Annotated in this window: 16 protein-coding genes and 3 tRNA genes; 12 read left to right on the plus strand and 7 right to left on the minus strand. The window is 61.1% G+C overall.

What is annotated here, in order from left to right; translation table 11 throughout:
- Nucleotides 1–32: 32 nt before the first annotated feature.
- Together G1C98_RS08815 and G1C98_RS08820 are read right to left on the minus strand one after the other, a co-directional pair.
- Complete coding sequence (locus G1C98_RS08815) at nt 33–1421, minus strand: MFS transporter (RefSeq protein WP_169080836.1); 1389 nt, start codon at nt 1419–1421, stop codon at nt 33–35.
- A gap of 431 nt (nt 1422–1852) precedes the next feature.
- Complete coding sequence (locus tag G1C98_RS08820; protein WP_169080837.1) at nt 1853–2227, minus strand: DUF3073 domain-containing protein; 375 nt, start codon at nt 2225–2227, stop codon at nt 1853–1855.
- Between the two features lie 146 nt (nt 2228–2373).
- Here G1C98_RS08820 and trpS point away from each other — a divergent pair, with 146 nt between their 5' ends.
- Complete coding sequence (trpS, locus tag G1C98_RS08825; RefSeq protein WP_169080838.1) at nt 2374–3474, plus strand: tryptophan--tRNA ligase; 1101 nt, start codon at nt 2374–2376, stop codon at nt 3472–3474.
- A gap of 337 nt (nt 3475–3811) precedes the next feature.
- On the opposite strand, the gene G1C98_RS08830 is transcribed toward trpS, so the two are convergent.
- On the minus strand, nt 3812–5407 hold the full coding sequence (locus G1C98_RS08830; RefSeq protein ID WP_205831971.1) for a sodium/proline symporter: 1596 nt from the start codon (nt 5405–5407) through the stop codon (nt 3812–3814).
- 173 nt (nt 5408–5580) lie between these two features.
- Nucleotides 5581–7341, minus strand: a complete 1761-nt coding sequence (locus tag G1C98_RS08835; RefSeq protein ID WP_205831972.1) for a threonine/serine exporter family protein — start codon at nt 7339–7341, stop codon at nt 5581–5583.
- 368 nt (nt 7342–7709) lie between these two features.
- Between G1C98_RS08835 and G1C98_RS08840 the strand changes: the two genes are divergently transcribed.
- The 4 genes from G1C98_RS08840 to G1C98_RS08855 all read left to right on the plus strand — a co-directional run bounded on the left by G1C98_RS08840 (nt 7710) and on the right by G1C98_RS08855 (nt 12430).
- On the plus strand, nt 7710–10457 hold the full coding sequence (locus G1C98_RS08840) for a phosphoenolpyruvate carboxylase (protein ID WP_169080841.1): 2748 nt from the start codon (nt 7710–7712) through the stop codon (nt 10455–10457).
- A 163-nt stretch (nt 10458–10620) separates the two neighbouring features.
- Nucleotides 10621–11130 carry a hypothetical protein gene (locus tag G1C98_RS08845; RefSeq protein ID WP_240944995.1) on the plus strand — a complete coding sequence of 170 codons (510 nt, stop codon included), beginning with the start codon at nt 10621–10623 and terminating at the stop codon, nt 11128–11130.
- Between the two features lie 105 nt (nt 11131–11235).
- Nucleotides 11236–11631 carry an arsenate reductase ArsC gene (locus G1C98_RS08850; protein WP_169080842.1) on the plus strand — a complete coding sequence of 132 codons (396 nt, stop codon included), beginning with the start codon at nt 11236–11238 and terminating at the stop codon, nt 11629–11631.
- 103 nt (nt 11632–11734) lie between these two features.
- The gene (locus G1C98_RS08855; protein WP_169080843.1) at nt 11735–12430 is read left to right on the plus strand and encodes a carbonic anhydrase; all 696 of its coding nucleotides are present in this window, start codon (nt 11735–11737) and stop codon (nt 12428–12430) included.
- A 254-nt stretch (nt 12431–12684) separates the two neighbouring features.
- Here the strand turns inward: G1C98_RS08855 and G1C98_RS08860 are convergent, their stop codons facing one another.
- Nucleotides 12685–13338 (minus strand): sugar O-acetyltransferase, encoded by a 654-nt coding sequence (locus G1C98_RS08860; protein ID WP_417852314.1) that lies wholly within the window; start codon nt 13336–13338, stop codon nt 12685–12687.
- A 234-nt stretch (nt 13339–13572) separates the two neighbouring features.
- On the opposite strand from G1C98_RS08860, the gene G1C98_RS08865 reads away from it, so the two are divergent.
- Together G1C98_RS08865 and G1C98_RS08870 are read left to right on the plus strand one after the other, a co-directional pair.
- Nucleotides 13573–13646 (plus strand) — tRNA-Ile (locus G1C98_RS08865).
- A 40-nt stretch (nt 13647–13686) separates the two neighbouring features.
- Nucleotides 13687–13759, plus strand: a tRNA-Ala gene (locus tag G1C98_RS08870).
- Between the two features lie 178 nt (nt 13760–13937).
- Here G1C98_RS08870 and G1C98_RS08875 read toward each other — a convergent pair.
- Entirely contained in the window at nt 13938–15296 is a 1359-nt protein-coding gene (locus G1C98_RS08875) for a hemolysin family protein (RefSeq protein ID WP_169080845.1), read from the minus strand.
- A gap of 112 nt (nt 15297–15408) precedes the next feature.
- Here G1C98_RS08875 and G1C98_RS08880 point away from each other — a divergent pair, with 112 nt between their 5' ends.
- Nucleotides 15409–15972, plus strand: coding sequence for a M48 family metallopeptidase (locus G1C98_RS08880; protein ID WP_417852315.1), 564 nt, complete (start codon nt 15409–15411; stop codon nt 15970–15972).
- 73 nt (nt 15973–16045) lie between these two features.
- Here the strand turns inward: G1C98_RS08880 and G1C98_RS08885 are convergent, their stop codons facing one another.
- Nucleotides 16046–16756: a FadR/GntR family transcriptional regulator gene (locus tag G1C98_RS08885; RefSeq protein ID WP_169080847.1), complete on the minus strand. Its 711-nt coding sequence runs from the start codon at nt 16754–16756 to the stop codon at nt 16046–16048.
- 223 nt (nt 16757–16979) lie between these two features.
- On the opposite strand from G1C98_RS08885, the gene G1C98_RS08890 reads away from it, so the two are divergent.
- The 4 genes from G1C98_RS08890 to G1C98_RS08905 all read left to right on the plus strand — a co-directional run bounded on the left by G1C98_RS08890 (nt 16980) and on the right by G1C98_RS08905 (nt 20424).
- Nucleotides 16980–17519 (plus strand): gluconokinase, encoded by a 540-nt coding sequence (locus tag G1C98_RS08890; protein ID WP_169080848.1) that lies wholly within the window; start codon nt 16980–16982, stop codon nt 17517–17519.
- 174 nt (nt 17520–17693) lie between these two features.
- Complete coding sequence (locus G1C98_RS08895; RefSeq protein ID WP_169080849.1) at nt 17694–19022, plus strand: GntP family permease; 1329 nt, start codon at nt 17694–17696, stop codon at nt 19020–19022.
- Nucleotides 19023–19137: 115 nt separating this feature from the next.
- Complete coding sequence (gene gnd / locus G1C98_RS08900; protein ID WP_169080850.1) at nt 19138–20031, plus strand: phosphogluconate dehydrogenase (NAD(+)-dependent, decarboxylating); 894 nt, start codon at nt 19138–19140, stop codon at nt 20029–20031.
- Nucleotides 20032–20351: 320 nt separating this feature from the next.
- Nucleotides 20352–20424: transfer RNA gene (locus G1C98_RS08905), tRNA-Ala, on the plus strand.
- Nucleotides 20425–20435: the final 11 nt, after the last annotated feature.

Here is a 20435-nt window from a genome sequence, read left to right on the forward strand (position 1 = left end):
CAACATGGTTTCCGGCCCGGCGGCTCGACGGCTCATTCGTAACGGGAGATGTTCCACCGCTGGACATGCTCGGCCCAATGCCCCGGCGTCGGTATGGTGATCAGGGCCCTCATGGACAACGCGTACGCGGCCGCAACGGCGATCGCCGCCGCGAGGATCCAGCACGTCGTGGCGTACCCGATGCATTGCATGCCGATGCCGGCCAGCAGCACGCACAGGCCATACGAGCCATATTGCGTGAGCATATTGCCGGCGCCCACGCGCCCAAGCTTGTCCTTGGCGACCAGCACGTTGCCGAGACCGCCCAGCACGGCATTGCCGGCCGGCAGGAACAGTACCGATAGCACCAGGAACACCGCCCTGCCGATGACGGATGGGCATAGTGCGGCACCGACGAATCCGACGGCAAGCAGCACGAAGGACAACACGACCAGCACGCCCCCGCGAATATACTCCACCGTCGTCGAGGCTATCACCGCGCCAACGAGCATGCCGCAAGACACGGCCGCGCTGACGAATCCGGCGGATACCGTCTGCCGGCCGCCTTCGGAGACCTCCAGCGTCGTGATGGTGAGGAAGGCGTTGCTAGTGCCGGTTATGAGCGCGGCGGCGATGGTCAGCCTGCGCTGGAACGCATCACCGAGCAGCCAACGCAGGCCACCGAACGCATCGCGCCAGGTGGGTCTGGGCTTGTTGGCCTCCCCGGATTCGGCTTGCGTTTCATCATCTGTGTTCGGCTCGTCCCGGGCTTCATCCGCTCGCGCATCCGACCCATCCGGTTTGGGGCACGCAGCGCGATGCCAGTATCTGGTGATATGAGATGTCGCCAACAGCGAAATCAGCCCGCAGCATGCCCCGGCAAGGAACGGCACCGCGCGGCTGATGGACATCAGGACGCCGCCGATCGGGCCGCCGACCATATTAACGACGGCATCGCGGCCATCGTTAAGCGACATGGCCTTCGGTAGCTGCTCGTCGGGAACGATGCCGCGCAGCATCGCATTGGACGTATTGCCCAGCAACCCACCGCGCACCGCGTCAAGTATCAGAATAGGGACCAACAGCCACAGCAGCGCGCTGTCGTGCAGCGTATCCGAAGCGACCAGCACGGCCGCGGCCAGCACGTACATCACGACCTCCGCGGCGTTTTCCACCAGCATGAGCTTCTTGCGGTCGCACCGATCCTGAATGACGCCGCCCGCCAGTCCAAGCACGCACAGCACTGCGATCTCCATGGCATCCACCGACGACGCCAACGCCGCCGAGCCGCTGACGGCCAGCACGATGATCGGGATGACGAACGAGACGACGCTGCTCGCCATCGATGTGAAAGTGTCCGCGGCCAGCCACCATCCATAATCCGTGCCCTTCCACAGCGATGCGGCCGCGGGCGAAGTCTCAGAAGTCTCATGCGATGCCATGCCGAAATTCCCCATTCAACATATTCCCCAAAATACGTTCCCCTAAACGACGCGATCGGCAGGGCACTATGCCTTGCCGAAGCGATTAGTGAGTAATCACCACTTGATGATGATCTTGATCTTGAAAGAAGAAATATCAGTATCTCCCTTAATGACTGACATAATCGCCCCCTCCTGAACCGATGTTCCAGATTCGCCTTCATGGTAGAGCGGCGTATTTGGACCTGCAAACGGCGTTCCTATTCGGGCTTGTTGGAGCCGGCCATAGAAAAACCTGAGAGCCTCCGCCCTGCAGCAGGTCTACCGGCGGGGCCGCCACGCAAACGCGCGAAAGTCGGCATGCAAACCGGCATGCAAACCGGCATATAAAAGAGCCGTTTGCGGTGGCTTGTGCCATGCAAACGGCTCTTCGATAAGGGTTATGTATGCAGTCAGTCCTGCTTCTTCGGCTTCAGCGCACTGGGCATCGGCATCGGGATGGGCTTGTGGGGCTTGGGCGTGGCCTTGGTCACCGGCATTTCGCCGCTGGTGGCCTTTGCCGCCGCTTCGGCGGCCCACTTCGCGTATTCGTCGAGGTCATCCTCGGCAGCGGAGGACACGGACTGTGCATCGGCAGCAGTCTCATCTTCGCTGTCCACATCGTGAGAATACTTGGCCTCGATGTCGGCGAAGGGATCGAAGGAACCCGAACCGGGCTCCTGGGCACCGAGCTCCTTGGCAAGCTCATCGTAATCGGTGTCGGTGGTCAGGTACTTCAGCTTACGGGCAATTTTCTGTTGTTTTGCTTTCTGACGTCCGCGGCCCATCTGACCCCCTGATAATGTTGCTTGCTATCAATTCATCACACAGAAGAGTACCACTTGTTTACGCCATGCGGCTTGTCTTCTCGCACTTTTACGATAAAAGCAATATTTCGCAAGGTCATTTTCCTTATTTATAAAGGGGCATACGCATGACGGATGAAGCTCAGAACAGCCAGATCACGGCTGTCGGCAATGAGATGAGCGCCAGCTTCCTGGCGGCAAAGAAGCGTTCCGACGAGACACTCGCCGCAATCGAGAAGAATCCTGGCAAGTTCACCATGCTTACCGGCGACCGCCCGACCGGACGTCTGCATATGGGCCACTACTTCGGCACACTGCGCAGCCGTGTGGAGATGCAGAACAAGGGCGTGCACACCAACATCATCATCGCCGACTACCAGGTGATCACCGACCGCGACACCACCGAGCACATCCAGGACAACGTGCTCAATTTGATCCTCGACTACATGGCCGCCGGCATCGACCCGGAAAAGACCATGATCTACACGCATTCCGCCGTTCCGGCCGAAAACCAGCTCATGCTGCCCTTCCTGTCGCTGGTCACCGAATCGGAGCTGCACCGCAATCCGACCGTCAAGGCCGAGATGGAAGCCTCCGGCCACGCGCTGACCGGCCTGCTGCTCACCTACCCGGTGCACCAGGCATGCGACATCCTGTTCTGCAAGGGCAACATCGTGCCGGTGGGCAAGGACCAGCTGCCGCATATCGAGCTGACCCGCACCATCGCTCGCCGCTTCAACGAACGCTACGCGAAGAAGAACCCGGTGTTCCCCGAGCCGGACGCCATTCTGTCCGATGCGCCGGAAATCCCGGGTCTCGACGGCCAGAAGATGAGCAAGTCCCGCGGCAACTCCATCATGCTGAGCGCCACCGCCGAGGAGACCGCCAAGCTCATCAAGAAGAGCCGCACCGATTCCGAACGCCGCATCACCTTCGACCCGATCAACCGCCCGGAAGTCTCCGCCCTGCTGACCACCGCGGCATTGACCACCGGCCGCAAGCCCGAAGAGATCGCCGAGGAGATCGGCGATTCCGGCGCCGGCGCGCTGAAAATGTACGTGGTGGAATCCGTGAACAACTTCCTGGCCCCGATGCGCGAGCGCCGCGCCGAGCTGGCTCAGGATATGGATTATGTGCGCGACGTGCTGGCCGAAGGCAACAGAAAGGCCAACGCCATCGCCAACGAAACACTGGAGCAGGTGCGCGACGCCATGGGCATGTGCTACTGAGCATGCGGCAACATTCTGACGATCTGAAGTGAGTTGGCTGTGTTTTGGGGCTTATGCAAAGCCCCAAAACACAGCCAACTCACTTATCTAGTTTATTTGTGGCAGATTTGAGAGCCGCTGTTCTGCTAGGTGGCTGATTTGTGGCATGCCAACGGGGAAGCCCTGTGTATGTTCGTTGGAATTCCAACGAACATACACAGGGCTTCGTGAATTAGGTGCCACAAATAAGCCACCTAGTGTTTCCCAAATACTGGAATCCGCCACAAGCAGGCGATATAGCACCAGGACAGCCGCCTTCTGGTGTCGCCAGAAGGCGAAACACCCGCCACGGGGTACCTCAGATCTGCGCGCGCTTCTCCCCCGCGGCGATTTCGGCTGCGACCAGATCGTCGTCGACCTGCTTGTCGTTCGGGTCGTCAAGATAATGGTCGAACTCATGCAGCACTTCGGCGCTTGGTGCCGGAGTGAGCAGCGAAACCACCACGATGAACAGCAGCGAGACGATGAACGCCGGCAACAGCTCGTAGATGGCGAACACACCGCCCAACGGCTTGATGAGATTGTGCCAGATAAGCACGGTCGCAGTGCCGGAAAGCATGCCGGCGATAGCACCATACTTGTTGGTGCGCCGCCAATACAGCGAGGTAAGCATCAGCGGCCCGAAGGAAGCGCCAAGCCCAGCCCACGCATACGACACCACCTGGAAGATGGAGGAGTTCTGGTCGAAGGCGACCACGATACCGAAGATGAACATGACCAGCAACGTGATTCGCGCCACCATCATCACCTGCCGGTCCGTGGCCTTACGATGCAGCAACCCGTGGAAGATGTTCTCCGCGGCAGCGGAGGCGCCGATGATCATATATGACGAGGATGAGCTCATGGACGCGGCGAAGATGCCGGATACCACAATGCCGCACATAAAGCTCGGCAGCAACGCCTGCGAGACCACGATGAAGATGTTCTCGGCGGCCGACTGGGTGGCGAACTGGGTGGGCATCATGGCACGACCGACCAGGCCAATGCACACTCCGCATGCGAGGGAGATCACGCACCAGGTGGTGGCGATGATGCGGGACTTCTTGATCTCCTCGGAACTGCGAATGGACAGGAAACGCACCAGCACCTGCGGCATGCCGAAATACCCCAGTCCCCACGCAAGCATGGAGATGATGGTGATGATGCCGTAATCGGCGGGCGCACCGAACATGGCCTGCCCGGCCTTGACGATCTGTTCACCGGCATCGTTGAGCACCGGCGTGGCCATGTGGGTGCCGTCAAGGAAGCCGGGGATGCCCTGGAGGAACGCCACGGTGTTGTCGATGCCACCGGCGGAGGCGACGGAGCCGATGAACACCACGGCAAGGGCGAAGAACATGAGCAACCCTTGAATGAAGTCGGTCACGACCACCGACAGGTAGCCGCCGATGATGGTGTAGGCGAACACGATGGCGGCGCCGATCACCATGGTCAGATGGTAGTCCCAGCCGAACAGGGTGGAGAACAGCTTGCCGACCGTCACGAAGCAGCTGCCAACGTACACGCAGAAGAACACGAGGATGATCAGCGCGGCAATGGTGGAAACGATGTTCTTCTTGTCGTGGAAGCGCTTGGAGAAGAAGTCGGGGATGGTGATGGCGTCACCGGCGACCACGGAGTAGCGGCGCAGTCGACGGGCCACGAGCTTCCAATTGAGGTAGGTGCCGAGGGCAAGGCCGATGGCGGTCCACATCGGGTCGGCGGCACCGGTGAAATAGGCGACACCGGGCAGGCCCATAAGCAGCCAGCCGCTCATATCGGACGCTTCGGCGCTCAGCGCGGTCAGCCACGGGCCAACGCCTCGCCCACCAGCGAAATACTGTCTGGTGGACGAATTCGACCGTTTGGAGTAGACGAATCCAATGGTCAGCATGGCCGCAAAGTAAATGACCATGGCCACCAGCACCCAGATGTCTTTGGAAACCACGTCCTCTTCCTCTCTTCAAAAACAACGATTCGACTCAATGTAATCGTTCGGCATCGTATCAATCCCGAACGTCTCACGCTAAGAACCGAAACATGGACCATTGCCCGCTACCGGACGCCGCCGAGCCTGCAGATGGATCTTCAGATGTCATAGCGCCAGGATTTGTCGGTGATCACACGCGCCATCGCCAGGCCGATCGGCAGGCAGATGATCACCATGAACGCACGGAACGCCCAGTCCAGCGCGTTCAGGGTATCGAACTGACCGAGATGGAACATGGCCTGGTACATATACAGGCCGGGAACCATGATGACGATGGACGGCACGGTCAGGCAGATGCGCGGATAGCCGAGGTGCGGAGCGAGCCAGCCACGACGGACGGCGGAACGCCAGGCGGAAGCAAGCAGACCCGCGAGCAGCGCGCCGATGAAGGCGCCGGCTTCGGCGGGAACGCCCGCGTCGACGATTTCCAGACGCAAAGTATCGGTAATCAGGCCGATGGTGGCAGCGACGAGGCACATGCGCTGAGGCGAATTGAACATGACGGAGAAGCCCCAGACCCCAATGAACGCGAACACCATGCGCAGCAGGCAGTTGACGACGGGGTTCAGCCCAAGCGGTTCGAAGCCTTCGGGGTTCAGATGCACAATGGAGGCGACCATCCAGCCGGCGAGCGTGGCCATGAGGATGATGCACAGCACGTAGGTGATGCGTTGCACGCCCGAAGGGAAGTCGATCTTCGCCATATCCAAGCCGCCCGTAATAAGCGGGAAGCCGGGGATCACGAACAGCATGGCACCGATGTACGCAGTGTCGTGCTGCAAGGCGACGGGATTGTACAAGCCGATGAGTCGCAGGGTGCCGGTGCAAGCCAAGGCCGCGACGGCAACGCATACAAAGGTGACGAAGAACTGGTTGAGATGGTGCGCGAACAGTTTGCGACGCAACCAGTGACCAAGCCCTGCACCGACGAACGCGCCGATCATGTCGAAGGGGCCGCCGCCGAGCAGGAACACGAAGGAGGCGCAGGCACAGGCCGAGGCGAGTCCGGCAAACAGCGGGGAATACAACGGCTTACGGCGTTCGATCATGTCGAGTCGTTCATGAGCCTGACGCACGGTGACGCCGGACTGATTGCCTGCGTCCCTGCCGGGGTCCGCGAAATGCTCCGCATACTCCTTCGGCGGCTTGCTCGCACGTTCTTTGATACGATTGCGAGCCTCCTCACGCCGTTTGCGAACGGTGCTGGCCGGCGATGCGCCCTGCGATTCCCGGTCGGCTGCAGAAGCGCCGGTTGCAGAGGCAGCGGAGACAGCAGCCGCATAATCGGCGCGATACTGCGCCTCTTCGATATCATGCAGATGCAACGGCCTGGCCACCGGTTCGCTTTCCTCGGTTTGGGCACTGACCTCCTCAAGCACATCGAGTACAGGATCATCCTGCTGGGCTCGCTGTTTGGACTTCTTCTGCGCTCGCAGCTGTTTGGACAGGTCGGCGGAGACCTGTGAGGCGTCTTTTTGATCGAGGTGTTCCATGAGCCCTTCGGACACGTCGGCCTGACGGTGGTACATCGAACCGGTGCCGAGATTCACGTTGAACCAGTCGGCGAAATGTTCCAGCAGCCAGATACGTTCCGTGTTCACGCCGGTGGTGGGCAGGTCGACGACTTCGGTGATACGGTCCTTGCCGTCGGTGCAGGAGGCTTCGATATCGGTCAGGTTCACGTCGGCACGGACATGCACGCCCAGCGGGTAGGCGATGCGATGCATCATTTCACGGACGCGGAAGCTTCCGGTTCCGGCTGCAAGATCGAGCATGCCGACGCGCACGATCACACTGGTTTTCGCTGCGATGCCGGCTTCGGTAACCGGCTTATCCCAGTCGCGTTCGATGTCCTCCATATCCAGGGGGATGGAGTGGGTGTGGAATTTGCTGACGGCGGAAGCTCCTTGGAGCTGTGCGCCGTGTTCTGCTTCTTCTTTGTTCTGTTCGCTCACGGTTCCTTTTCTACTCCCCGCACCGAACCGCGATCGCCCCTGCCGCCGGCGATCGTCAACCCACGCGCATGTTCACAAACGGCGGTCACATAGTGACCAAAAATGAACGCCGTAACACAGAAGTTGTTGTGCGCGCAGTACACTATGCAATCGCAATAACCACGTTGAACCAAGGGCTGTGGGCTCGCAACGATTTGGCCTCAACAACCGTGGAGGAGCCACGGGCGACCAAATAGACCGAGCAACCCGTCGTTCGACTAAGGAGGTTTATTTTGGCAAAAGATGAACAGCAAATCGTGCCTGCCGACGCTTCCATCGTGGAAACCGGCACCGGCCGCAAGGCTCCGGAAGAGCACGATCTTCCTGAGAATCTGAAATACGATATGGATCTGTGTCTGAAGATCCTTCGTGACGTGCTCAACGAGTACGATCCCAAGCTGCTCACCACTTTCGACACCGTGCGCAAATATGCGGTCGAAGCAAGCGACGAGCATTTCGGCGGCAACACAAACACGGACGAGGACGGTCTGGCCGAGGCCGTGAAGATCATCGACGAGATGAATCTGCACGATGCCCAGCTGCTTGCCCGCGCATTCGCCACCCACTTCCACCTCGCCAATCTTTCCGAGGAGAACTACCGCGTTTCCGTACTGCGTGAACGCGAGTCCGAAGTGGACGACATCAACGCCGTGGATCCGGTCAACGAGCTCACCGTCGCCTACCATAAGCTCATCAACGAGATGGGCCCGGCCAAAGCCAAGGAGCTGCTGGACCGCCTGGAGTTCCACCCGGTGTTCACCGCGCACCCGACCGAGGCACGCCGCAAGGCCGTGGAAGGCAAGATCCGCAGGATCTCCGAACTGCTCGAACAGCACAACAAGCTTGGAGGCTCCGACAAGAAGGAGAACAGCCGTCGCCTGTACAACGAGATCGACGCGCTGTTCCGCACCTCCCCGATCGCGCTGAAGAAGCCGACCCCCGTCGAGGAAGCCGACACCATTCTTGACATTTTCGATTCCACGCTGTTCCACACCATCCCGCAGGTGTACCGCCGTTTCGACGACTGGCTGCTGGGCGACAAGGCCGGCCTGGAACCGCCAGTGTGCCCGGCATTCTTCCACCCGGGAAGCTGGATCGGCTCCGACCGCGACGGCAACCCGAACGTCACCGCCAAGGTGAGCCGCCAGGTGGCTCGCAAGTTCAGCGATCATGTGGTCTCCGCCCTTGAAGAGGCGACCCGCACCGTGGGCAGGAACCTGACGATGGAAGCCGGCACCACGCCGGCCAGCACCGAGCTCAAGGACCTGTGGAACCATCAGAAGGAAATGAGCGAACGCCTGACCGAAAAGGCCGCCCTGATCTCCAGCAAGGAACTGCACCGCGCGGTCATGCTGGTCATGGCCGACCGCCTGCATTACACGGTCGTGCGCGACGCCGATCTGATGTACCACTCCTGCGAGGATTTCATCGCCGATCTGAAGACCGTGCAGCGTTCCCTCGCCGCGGCAGGCGCCAAGCGTTCCGCCTATGGCCCGCTGCAGGACCTGATCTGGCAGGCCGAAACCTTCGGCTTCCACATGGTCGAGATGGAGTTCCGTCAGCACTCCGTGGTGCATTCCCGCGCGCTGGAGGATATCCGCGAGCATGGTCTGCATGGCGAGCGCGGCGAACTGCAGCCGATGACCCACGAGGTGCTCGACACCTTCCGCGCACTCGGCTCCATCCAGAAGCGCAACGGCATGAAGGCCGCCCGCCGTTACATCATCTCCTTCACCAAGAGCGCCCAGAACATCAAGGACGTGTACGAGCTGAACCGTCTGGCGTTCGCCCACCCGGAGGACGTGCCGACCATCGACGTGATCCCGCTGTTCGAACAGCTTGAGGATCTGCAGAACTCGGTGAACGTGCTTGAGGAAATGATCAAGATTCCTGAAGTGCAGGCTCGTCTGAAGGCGACCGGCGGCAAGCTGGAAGTCATGCTCGGCTACTCCGATTCCTCGAAGGACGCCGGCCCGACCTCCGCCACGCTGGCCCTGCACTCCGCTCAGGAGCGTATCGCGAAGTGGGCGGAATCGCACGACATCGACCTGACCCTGTTCCATGGCCGCGGCGGTGCCGTCGGTCGTGGCGGCGGCCCCGCCAACCGCGCGGTGCTCGCCCAGCCGGTCGGTTCCGTGAAATGCCGTTTCAAGCTCACCGAGCAGGGCGAGGTCATTTTCGCCCGCTACGGCAACCCGACCCTGGCCATCCGCCACGTCGAGTCCGTTGCAGCCGCGACGCTGCTGCAGTCCGCTCCGAGCGTGGAGAAGCGCAATACCGAGATGACCGAGAAGTACGCCGACATGGCCAGCAAGCTCGACGAAGCCGCCCATGAGCGCTTCCTCGACCTGCTGAACACCGACGGTTTCGCCCCGTGGTTCTCCACCGTGACGCCGCTGACCGAGATCGGCCTGCTGCCGATCGGCTCCCGCCCGGCGAAGCGTGGCCTCGGCGCCAAGTCCCTCGACGATCTGCGTACCATCCCATGGATCTTCTCCTGGGCCCAGGCCCGCATCAACCTGGCCGCATGGTACGGCTTGGGCACCGCCTGCGAGAAGTTCGGTGATCTGGACACGCTACGCAAGGCGTACGAGGAGTGGCCGCTGTTCTCGACGTTCATCGACAACATCGAAATGTCGATTGCCAAGACCGATGAGCGCATCGCCCGCATGTACCTCGCCCTCGACGACCGCGAGGATCTGCCGGAAAAGGTGCTCACCGAGATGAAGCTGACCCGCAAGTGGGTGCTTGCCATCGTCGGCGACAAGTGGCCGCTGCAGCACCGTCACGTGCTTGGCCGCGCCGTGCGCATCCGTTCCCCGTACGTGGACGTGCTGTCCCTCACCCAGGTGCTGGCGCTCAAGTCGCTGCGCAAGAAGGTGGACAAGGAAGAGCTCAGCCACGGCAAGAGGGAGGGGTACACGTACCTCATTCTGTGCACCGTTTCGGGTGTCGCCGCCGGCCTGCAGAACACGGGCTGATCTCCGGCCGACCGCCTAGATGACGCGAGCGGGGAGGTTCCGTGCCGATTGACGGCGCGGGCCTCCCCGTTCGCGTCGCACGGCCCTAGACTGGCCGGCGACGGAGCGCGTGGAACGGGCGTGCGGGGCCGAGCGACAGACTCGGATGATCGGAGGGGGACATATGGACGCGGAAAGGGACACGGACGGGACGACGGACGCGCACGAGGGGGACCACACGCCCGCGGACGGTGCCGGGGCGGAGGGCGAAGGCAGCAAGCCTGACACTAGGCCGGGCGACAGACTCGCAATCATCCGACGCACGCTGTGGTGGATAGGACTGGTATTGCTATCCCCTTCTGTTATTGACTGGTTTGGTCCTCATGATGGCGACTACGATGTCGCTTGCCGGATATTAACAACGTTTTCCCCTCCTTGTGGGAAAACGCCGGCTGAACAAATCGTCTATTCTCATCGGCTTCTGGCGACATTAGGTGCTGGACTCATCTGCTGGCTTGCAGTCGCAATCCTCCATATTGCGCAGCTGTTCGTTGATGATCAGTTCCCCGGTGTTTCTCAGCCGCTTCCCAATAAGCACATCTTTGCAAAAATCGCAACATTCATCATCTCGCTCTTCAGTCTGCTGCTCTTCATGTTCTATCTCTGGGCAACCGCAATGGAGGAAGGCTGGTAGACGTCGTGTCTCTTCGCCGATTCAGGAACCGGCGTCGTCTGGTATCGGTTCCCGTTAAGGTAGGCATCGGAAGTCCAGGAAGAGGTCGGGGACCGGAGGCAAATCATGGGTAAGGCGAAGGTCGCGTTCATCTGCGTGCATAATTCCTGCCGCAGCCAGATCGCCGAAGCGCTCGGAAAACTGCTTGCGGGCGATGTGCTCGACTGCTATTCGGCGGGAACCGAAACGAAGCCGCGCATCAATCAGGACGCCGTCCGACTGATGAAGGAACTGTACGGCATCGACATGGAACGCACGCAGTACAGCAAGACGATTGACGCGATCCCCGCCCCGGACGTCGCCATATCGATGGGCTGCGACGTGGGCTGCCCGTACATAGGCAGACCGTTCGACGCCGATTGGGGTTTGCCCGATCCCACAGGCTGCGACGACGCCACGTTCATCGCGGTGATCCACCAAATCGAACAACACATCCTGCAGCTTCGCGACACCTACCGATAACAGTCATCCTGCTGGCGCTCTCCGCCCGCAGCTTCAGAACGCATCCACGGGCAGCCCTGACCGTAAGATATCCGTAGCCTGAGCAATGGAGGGGCGGAAATCAATGGCAGATGAGATGTTTGTGGACCAGAACGAGGTCGAAGGTACGGCGAGCGGCGTTTGGAGCCGTCTGCTGGCGGGGAATCGCAGATTTGCGGAAGGTAAGCCGGTGCATCCGAATCGTAGCGCCGAAGCTCGCGAAGCCCTGATCGACACGCATGAGCCGGATGCGGCGGTGCTGAGCTGCTCGGATTCGCGCGTAAGCCCCGATATCATCTTCGACTCGGGTTTGGGTGAACTGTTCACCGTGCGCACCGCCGGGCATATCGTCGATGATGCCGTGCTTGCTTCGCTGGAGTATGCGGTGGATTCGTTGGGCGTACGGCTGCTGGTGGTGCTCGGCCATCAGAATTGCGGCGCAATCAAGCAGGGCGTCAAGGAGTATGAGAATCTGCTGCATGAGATGACCGCCGACGCCGAGGATTCGCTCATGGCCGCCGACAGCATCACCGATCTTGACGAGCGCATCGCCGAAGCGGAATCCATTATGCTGCGCACCGTCGGTTTCTCCATCTGGCAGGCGCATGAGTCGGAGCTCGAATCCAACGAGGATTTCGAGCGCGTGCATATCGCGCGCACCATCGAGGAACTGGTCGACCGTTCCGACGTGATTCGCCGGGCGTTGGCCGAGGATCGCCTCATGCTGGTAGGCGCACGCTACCAGATGGATTCCGGCAAAGTCGAGGTTTTGAGCTTCTAGCCCCTGAAGCTGTACCATTCTGGATTCTGCGCCATCTCGGGCATATATTTTGCCCAGAGGTGGCGTTTTTCATGCCCGCACTCGGTTCCGTAGGTGGTTTTGCCGTTCCGTAAGGGGTTGAGCTTCTATACCCCGGTATAAAACCGCTGAAAATAAGCCTTTGTTCAACCGCAGTACTGCGAACAACCACCTACGGAAGCCCGAAACCCCCTACGGAATGCGATAAGTGCTGTCAATGCCGATTCATTTGCGAGTCATTCCGCCTTTTCGGCAGTCGTATCGCCCTTTTCAGCGGTCTCCGCTGCTCCAGCAGCATCGCCGCCAGCAGCATCGTCATACCGGCGATCGCGCCAGTAATACTCGTAATCATGCTGCCCGATCGGCCGCACCACCTTGCACGGGCTGCCGTAGGCGACGCTGTCCGCGGGAATGTCCTTGGTGACCAGACTGTTCGCGCCGATCACCGAGTTATCGCCGATGGTCACGCCGGGCAATACGGTCACGCCCGCGCCGATCCACACGTTCCGCCCGATGTGGATGGGTTCGGAATATTGGGCGATCTGTTCGCGTAGATCCGGGCGAATCGGATGACCGGTGGTGGTGAGTGTCACGTTCGGGCCGATCATGGTGTGCTCGCCGATGAAGATCTCGCCGTCATCCACCAAGGTGAGGTTGAAATTCGCATAGCAGTGCGCGCCCCAATGGGTGCTGCACCCCCAGTTGGCGTGCAGCGGCGGCTCGATATACAGTCCCTCCCCCGCTTCGGCGAAGAACCGCTCCAGCAGTTCGCGCCTGCGTGAGGCCTCGCGCGGCCTGGTGGCGTTGAAATCGTACAGAATCTCCAGCTGCGCGGCCTGCGCCTCGCCCATGCCGGGCATATCGCAGTAGTACACGCCGGGGGTGTGCATCACATCGAGGATTTCCTGTGGAATCTGTGGGACGTCCATGTCTCGCCTTTCGTTCGCCGTTGACTGTGTTCCACAGTACCCATGCCCGCTGCTCTGGGCTTGATTTTACTGGGTTTTTACCCGGCTACGCGGCATCTGCCCGCCCACTGCGCATAAAACGACACGCCGATGTTTTGCGTTCCTTGGTGCCCTCTGGTATCTTAACTGCTTGTGCGCTTTTGAAGTGCATGGTTCGGGCCCGTAGCTCAGGTGGTTAGAGCGCATCCCTGATAAGGATGAGGTCGAAGGTTCAAGTCCTTCCGGGCCCACGGAAAAACAGCGACTATTGTGGTCGCTATTTTTTTCATTGGGGCATTGGCGCAGCTGGTAGCGCATCTGCTTTGCAAGCAGAGGGTCGCCGGTTCGAACCCGGCATGCTCCACAATAAAGCCCTCGGAACCGAATGGTTTCGAGGGCTTTTCCAATATCCGCCATTACTGCTGGCACTGACTTCGCTAAAGCCGAAGGAGTCGCCGGCAATCTCAATCGATTTCCAGCGGCTCCTAGTAGCAACAGCCCAGCCAGGGCTTACGGTCTTACGGTCTTACGGCCTCACGGCATCACTCCCGTTTCCCGCCGTTTTCAGCCTGCTTTGCGTCAGCAGCAGCGCTTCCAGACTGCCCCGCATCACCGGCCTTGCACACCTCGATCATGGCGATACGCCTGCCGTCGACCTGTGTGACCGTCATGTCGTATCCCTCGTCGGAATGCAGCACGTCGCCCACGGCACCCATCTTGCCGGTGTGCGCGAGGAAGTAGCCGGCCACGGTCTCGTACGGACCATCCTCCAATTCGATGCCGGTCAGATCCTCGAAGTCCTCCAGCGTGGTGCCGCCCTCGATGGCCGCCACACCATTCACGAACACGCTGCGGTTGGTCCGCTCGCCACCCTTTTCGGTCGGCAGGTCGTATTCGTCGCGGATATCGCCGACCAGCTCCTCGGTCATGTCCTCCAGCGTGACGATGCCGTCGGTGCCGCCATACTCGTCGATCACCACCGCCAGGTGGATGCCGCGTTTGCGCAGCAGTTCCAGGCTAGGCAACAATTTGGAGGTGCCAGGCAGCGAGATGCCCTCGCGCACCACGTCCGCCACGGTCTTCGCGTTCGGGTCGCGCACATCCAGCAGATCGCGCACGTGCACGAAGCCAAGCACATCATCGAAGTCCTTGCCTGTGACCGGGTAGCGCGAATACGGCTGATCACGCACGAAGGCGGCCGCCTCCTCCAGACTCATCGAACCGTCGATGAACACCACGTCGGCACGCGGTCGCATCACTTCGGCCACGATCGTTTCGGACGCATCGAACACGTCGTCGAGGATCGTGCGCTCATCCTTGCTCAGGTTGGTGTTGGAGTTGACGAGCACGCGCAACTCGTCGTCGGAAACCTCGGTTTCCGTCTCATTCGGGTCGAAGCCGAGCAGACGCACCAAGCCGTTGGTGTTCTTGCCAATAAGCCAGATCAGTGGGCGGCACACCTTGGAGAACACGTCGATGGCCGGCACGACCGCGCGTGCGATGGCCTCGTTGCGCTGCATGGCGATGCGCTTGGGCACCAGCTCGGAGATCACGATCGAGCAGTAGGAGATGATGAGGGTCAGGCCGATGGTGGTCAGCGGCGCGGCGATGTGGTGCGGAACGCCCCAACTTTCCACCACGGGCACGACGAACGGCGCGATGGACGATTCGCCGAACGAGGCGGACAGGAAGCCGGACAGCGTAACGCCAATCTGCACGCTGGAGAGGAACGTGTTGGGGTCGCGGGCGATTTTCGCCACGCGTGCGCCGCGCGCATCCTGCAGTTCCATCTGGTCGATCTGGGAGCCGCGCAGGCTCACCAATGCGAGTTCGGTGCCGGCGAATACCGATCCGAGCAGCAGAAAGATGAAGATGAGCAGGATATTCAAACCAAGTGACATGCCGCCAGTCTATCTTTTCGGCTTGTCAAGGCTGGTTGCGGTGCCGATTGGCTGGATGCCGGCTGGCAACAGTTGTTGGCGATTGTTGGCGGCGGAGCCCACAATGGGATGCGTGATTGTCGACGGCCTTGACGTGCAGGTGGTGCGTAAACCCATCAAGAACATGTATCTGCGTATCCAGCCGCCGGACGGGAAGGTGGTGGTTTCTGCACCGCAACGCGTGGGAGAGACCACGATTGTCTCGTTCGTGCGGGGGCGTCGCGCGTGGATCGACGCCAACCGGAATGCCATGCGCCGGCAGGCACGGCAGGCCGAGCAGGCCGGCGTTCTGGAATGGAACGACGAGCTTCGCCGCAAGGCCGCCGCGCAGATCAATGCGGCTCTTCCCGCACTGCTTGCGCGCTGGGAGCCGATCATCGGCAAATCCCCCACCCATATCACGCTGCGTGCCATGACCTCGCGCTGGGGGTCGTGCACGCCGAAAACGGGGCGCATTCGGCTGAATCTGCAGTTGGGGCTGATGGATCAGCGGTTTTTGGAATACGTGCTGGTGCATGAGATGACGCACCTGTGGGAGCATGGGCATGGTGCCGGCTTCCAGCGCCGCATGAGCGCGTATCTGCCGGATTGGCGGCAGCGCAGGCGCGATCTCAACCGGCATATCGTGCTGCGGTAGCAGGGTTCGCTGCTACCATCTCACAACGACCGAGAGCGTATAACTGCACACCGGTGCTTCCCCTAGCCCCCGCTCAGAGCATCGGGTTGTCGCGCAGCGCTTCGTCCACTTCGTCCACGATCTCGCGCATCGCCTCGTAAGCGGCATCTGCATCGCCGTTCAGGATCGCCTCGCCGACCGCGACGTGCGCGCGCAGCGCCTCAGGCGCGGGCTGCTGCGGGTACATGTTGATTTCCACGCGCCCGCGCAACACGGTGGCTACGGTGCCGGCGAAGGCGGCGAACAGTTCATTGCCGCTGCATTGGAGCACCTGGCGATGGAATTCAACGTCGAGCTTATGGAACTCGGCGAGATTGCCCTGCTCGCCCAGCTGTTTCATCTGCAGTGCCATGACCGGTAGTTTGGCTTTGTCTTCCAGTGAGGCGCGTACGGCCGCATATCTTGCCGCGGCGGGTTCGATGCTCAGTCGCAGTTCCGTCAGCGCGAGGAGTTCCTGTTTGCGTTGCGATGAGTGGAGTTTCCATGCGATGACCTGCGGGTTGAGTGCCTGCCAATGTTCGGGGTCCTGCGCCACGAGTCCCACGCGTCTGCGGATGGTGATGGCACCGGCCGCCTCCAGATGCCGCGACGCTTCCCTTGCCACTGTGCGGGAGACGCCGAATCTGGACTGCATGTCCTCCAGGGTCATGGCGCTGCCGACCGCCCATTTGCCGTCGATGATGTCTACGGCGAGCTGATTGGCGACGGGAATGTGCATGTGTTCGGTATCGTTCGTCTCCGTCATATCTGCCTCTCATCTCGTCTGCCTTGCGGCACGTCTTCCGTTCGTCATGGACGATTCCAGCGTACCTTCCGCACAAAACACACGATTTTCCAAAAACGTACTCTTTTTAAATTGACAAGTACTCCTTTTGAGAGGTATCCTGTTCATCAGGAATCAACCGGAGATTCCGAACAGCAATGAAGCACTTCGTAACTTCGCATAATCCAAAGGCAAGGAGCACATCATGAGCATCCATGTAGTCGTCATGGGCGTGGCCGGCTGCGGCAAATCCACCGTGGCAGAAGCCATCCGCGACCGCCTCTCCTACGAAATGGCCGAAGGCGACGCATTCCACCCGCAGGCGAACATCGACAAGATGAGCGCCGGCATCCCCCTCACCGACGAAGACCGCTGGCCCTGGCTGCGCGTCATCAACTCGTGGATGGCGGCCAAGGAAGCCATCAACGCGAACACCGTCGTCTCCAGCTCCGCGCTCAAGCGCGCATACCGCGACGTGCTGCGCGAAAACGTCCCCGTGTTCTTCGTGCACCTCACCGGCAGCCACGAACTCATCAAGGAACGCCTCGCCGCACGCAAGGGGCACTTCATGCCGCCCGCACTGCTCCCCAGCCAGTTCGCCATTCTGGAACCGCTCGAACCCGACGAGCCCGGCATCGAGGTCTCCATCGAGGGATCCGTCGAGGAAATGGTGGATCGCGCCGTGCAGGCCGTCGTCGAGCATGCGGCCAAGGAGGAACGCGCACTCACGCCGGTAAGTGCCTGAGACACCGGGCCAACCGCCGATTCACCGCCGATCAGGCCGTCAAGTCAGGCCGCTCACACGCCGTCACGCGAGAACCCACCTTCCGCTCTCGCCCCACAGTTCCCACCCCGCTCACCTCTCCCACGCACGCACAACAGTTCGCATCCCAGCTCAGCATTCAAAGGAGAATCTGACATGCAACTCATCACCGCCGCAATAGCCGGCATCCTCACCATCGTGCTGCTCATCGCAGTCGTCAAACTCCACCCGTTCATCTCGCTCATGGTCGGCTCGTTCATCATGGCCATATGCGCCGGCGTCCCCTACGACAAGGCCTTCAGCAGCTTCACCACAGGCGCCGGCTCCACGTTCTCCGGCGTCGGCCTGCTCGTCGCGTTCGGCGCCATCATCGGCACCATCCTGTTCGCCTCAGGCGGCGCGGACGTCATCGTCGACACCATCATGAGCAAGACCCCCATGAAACTGCTCCCCTGGGCCATGGCCCTCATCGCCTTCACCGTAGGCATCCCCATGTTCTTCGAAGTCGGCGTGGTCATCCTCATCCCGGTCGTGCTCTTCGCAGCACGTCGCGCCAAGATGCCGGTCATGCTCATCGCCATCCCGGCGCTCGCCGGCCTGTCCACCCTGCACGCCTTCATTCCGCCGCATCCCGGCCCGCTCGCCGCCATCGACTCGATCCACGCGAACCTCGGCCTCACGCTGGGTCTGGGCCTGCTTGTCGCCATCCCGACCGTCATCATCTCCGGCCCGCTGCTGGGCAAGGTCATGGCACGTTGGGTGCCGATCATGGCTCCCGAACAGAGCGCCGCCGAAAATGCCGAACAGTCGCCCGAACACCGCCCCACCTTTGCCCAGGCCATCACCGTCATCCTCTGCCCGGTGGTGCTGATGCTCGCCGCTTCCGTGGTGGATCTGACAGGCCAGAGCAAGACCGCGTGGGGCCGCGTGCTCGCCTTCATCGGCACGCCGCTCACCGCGCTGTTCATCACCAGCGTGCTGGCCATGGTGTTGCTCGGTTTCATGCAGCATTCCACGCGCGACGCCGTGAACGGCATGGTGGGCAAGTCCTTCGGCACAGTGGCCGGCATCGTCTTCATCGTGGCCGCAGGCGGCGGTTTCAAGCAGACCCTGGTCGACTCCGGAATCAGCGACGTGATCGCCAACAGCATCACCGAATCCGCCATGAACCCGCTGATCGCAGGCTGGATCGTCGCCGTGCTCATCCGTCTCGCCACCGGTTCCGCCACGGTCGCCACCGTCACCGCAGCCGGAATCATGGCACCGCTTGCCGCCAACCTGAGCCCAGTGCAACTCGCCCTGCTCGTGCTCGCCATCGGCGCCGGATCCGTGTTCTTCTCGCACCTCAACGACGCCGGATTCTGGCTGGTCAAGGAATACTTCGGCATGACGGTCGGCCAGACGCTGAAGACCTGGTCGCTTATGGAAACGGTGCTGTCCGTGGTCGGCCTCGGCTGCGTCATGCTGCTCTCGCTTATCTTGTAGCGGTTGCGGCCAGAACAAACCGCAAAACCGCGCAAACATCACGAACCGCAAACCCTTAAATCGCATTACACAAGAATCAACACATCACAGTCAACGCATAGCAAAGGAGCTCATCATGCAAATGGGAATGATCGGACTTGGCCGCATGGGCGGCAACATGGTTCGCCGTCTGCGCGAAGGCGGCCACAAGATCGTGGGATTCGACATGAATCCGGATTCGGATAGGGACGTCGCGTCGCTCGAAGAGCTGGTCGCCGCACTGCAGCCGCCACGTACGGTGTGGGTGATGGTGCCTTCCGGGGAGCCGACCGAGGCCGTGATCACACAGCTTGGCAACCTGCTTGACGCCGGCGACATCGTGGTGGACGGCGGCAACTCGCATTACACCGACGACACCCGCCATGCCAGCGAGCTCAAGCGCAACGGCATCGATTTTCTGGACGCCGGCGTATCCGGCGGCGTATGGGGTGCGGAACGCGGCTACGCGCTGATGGTCGGCGGCGAGGAACGCGTGTACCGCAAGGTGCTGCCGATCTTCGAAACCCTCAAGCCGCAGGGAGAACACGGCCTGGTGCTTGCAGGCCCGGTCGGCGGCGGCCATTTCGCGAAAATGGTGCACAACGGCATCGAATACGGCATGATGCAGGCGTTCGGCGAGGGATTCGCCACCATGATGCGCAGCGAATACATCACCGACCCGGCGGCAACGATGACGTCCTGGTGCGACGGATCGGTGGTGGCCAGCTGGCTGCTCGACCTGTTCGAGAACGCGACGGAGCACGACCATACGTTGGCCGGCATGCCTCCTGTGGCGAACGAATCGGGCGAGGCCCGCTGGATGGTCGAGGCCGCGTTGGAGCTTGGCGTGCCCACGCCGGCCACCGCGGCGGCGCTCTGGCAACGTCAGACCTCCCGTGGCGGCGCGGATGACATTCTGCGTGTGGTGACAGCGCTGCGAGCGCAGTTCGGCGGGCATGTCACCAAGGTGGATGAGATCGCCACGCATTAATTGGGCGTCACGAGTGGCATGAGGCGCGTGCCGGTACGCGGGCTGCACGATTCAGCGACCTACGTTCCGGCACGTTCCCGCCCCTGCATTGTCTTGCACTTTCCTTGTATTTCCTTCCCTGGCAGGCAGGCGGGAGGCATCGCCAATCCATGTCTTCCGCCTGTCTTCCGCCTTCCCGACCACTATCCCCTCACCCGAGTCATCCGTTCAAACGGCGTTCACCATGATTCAACACACGTACACCGCCACGTCGTTTTGCATTTAGGCGGGGGTCGTATTACAGTTAGGTGAGTTGTCCTGCGAAGCAGTACAACATCCAAGGGGCTGTAGCTCAGTTGGTAGAGCGCTTCGTTCGCATCGAAGAGGTCGTGGTTTCGACTACCATCAGCTCCACGAAAGCCTTC

The sequence above is a fragment of the Bifidobacterium erythrocebi genome, assembly GCF_012932675.1.
GTDB classification, from domain to species: Bacteria; Actinomycetota; Actinomycetes; order Actinomycetales; family Bifidobacteriaceae; genus Bifidobacterium; species Bifidobacterium erythrocebi.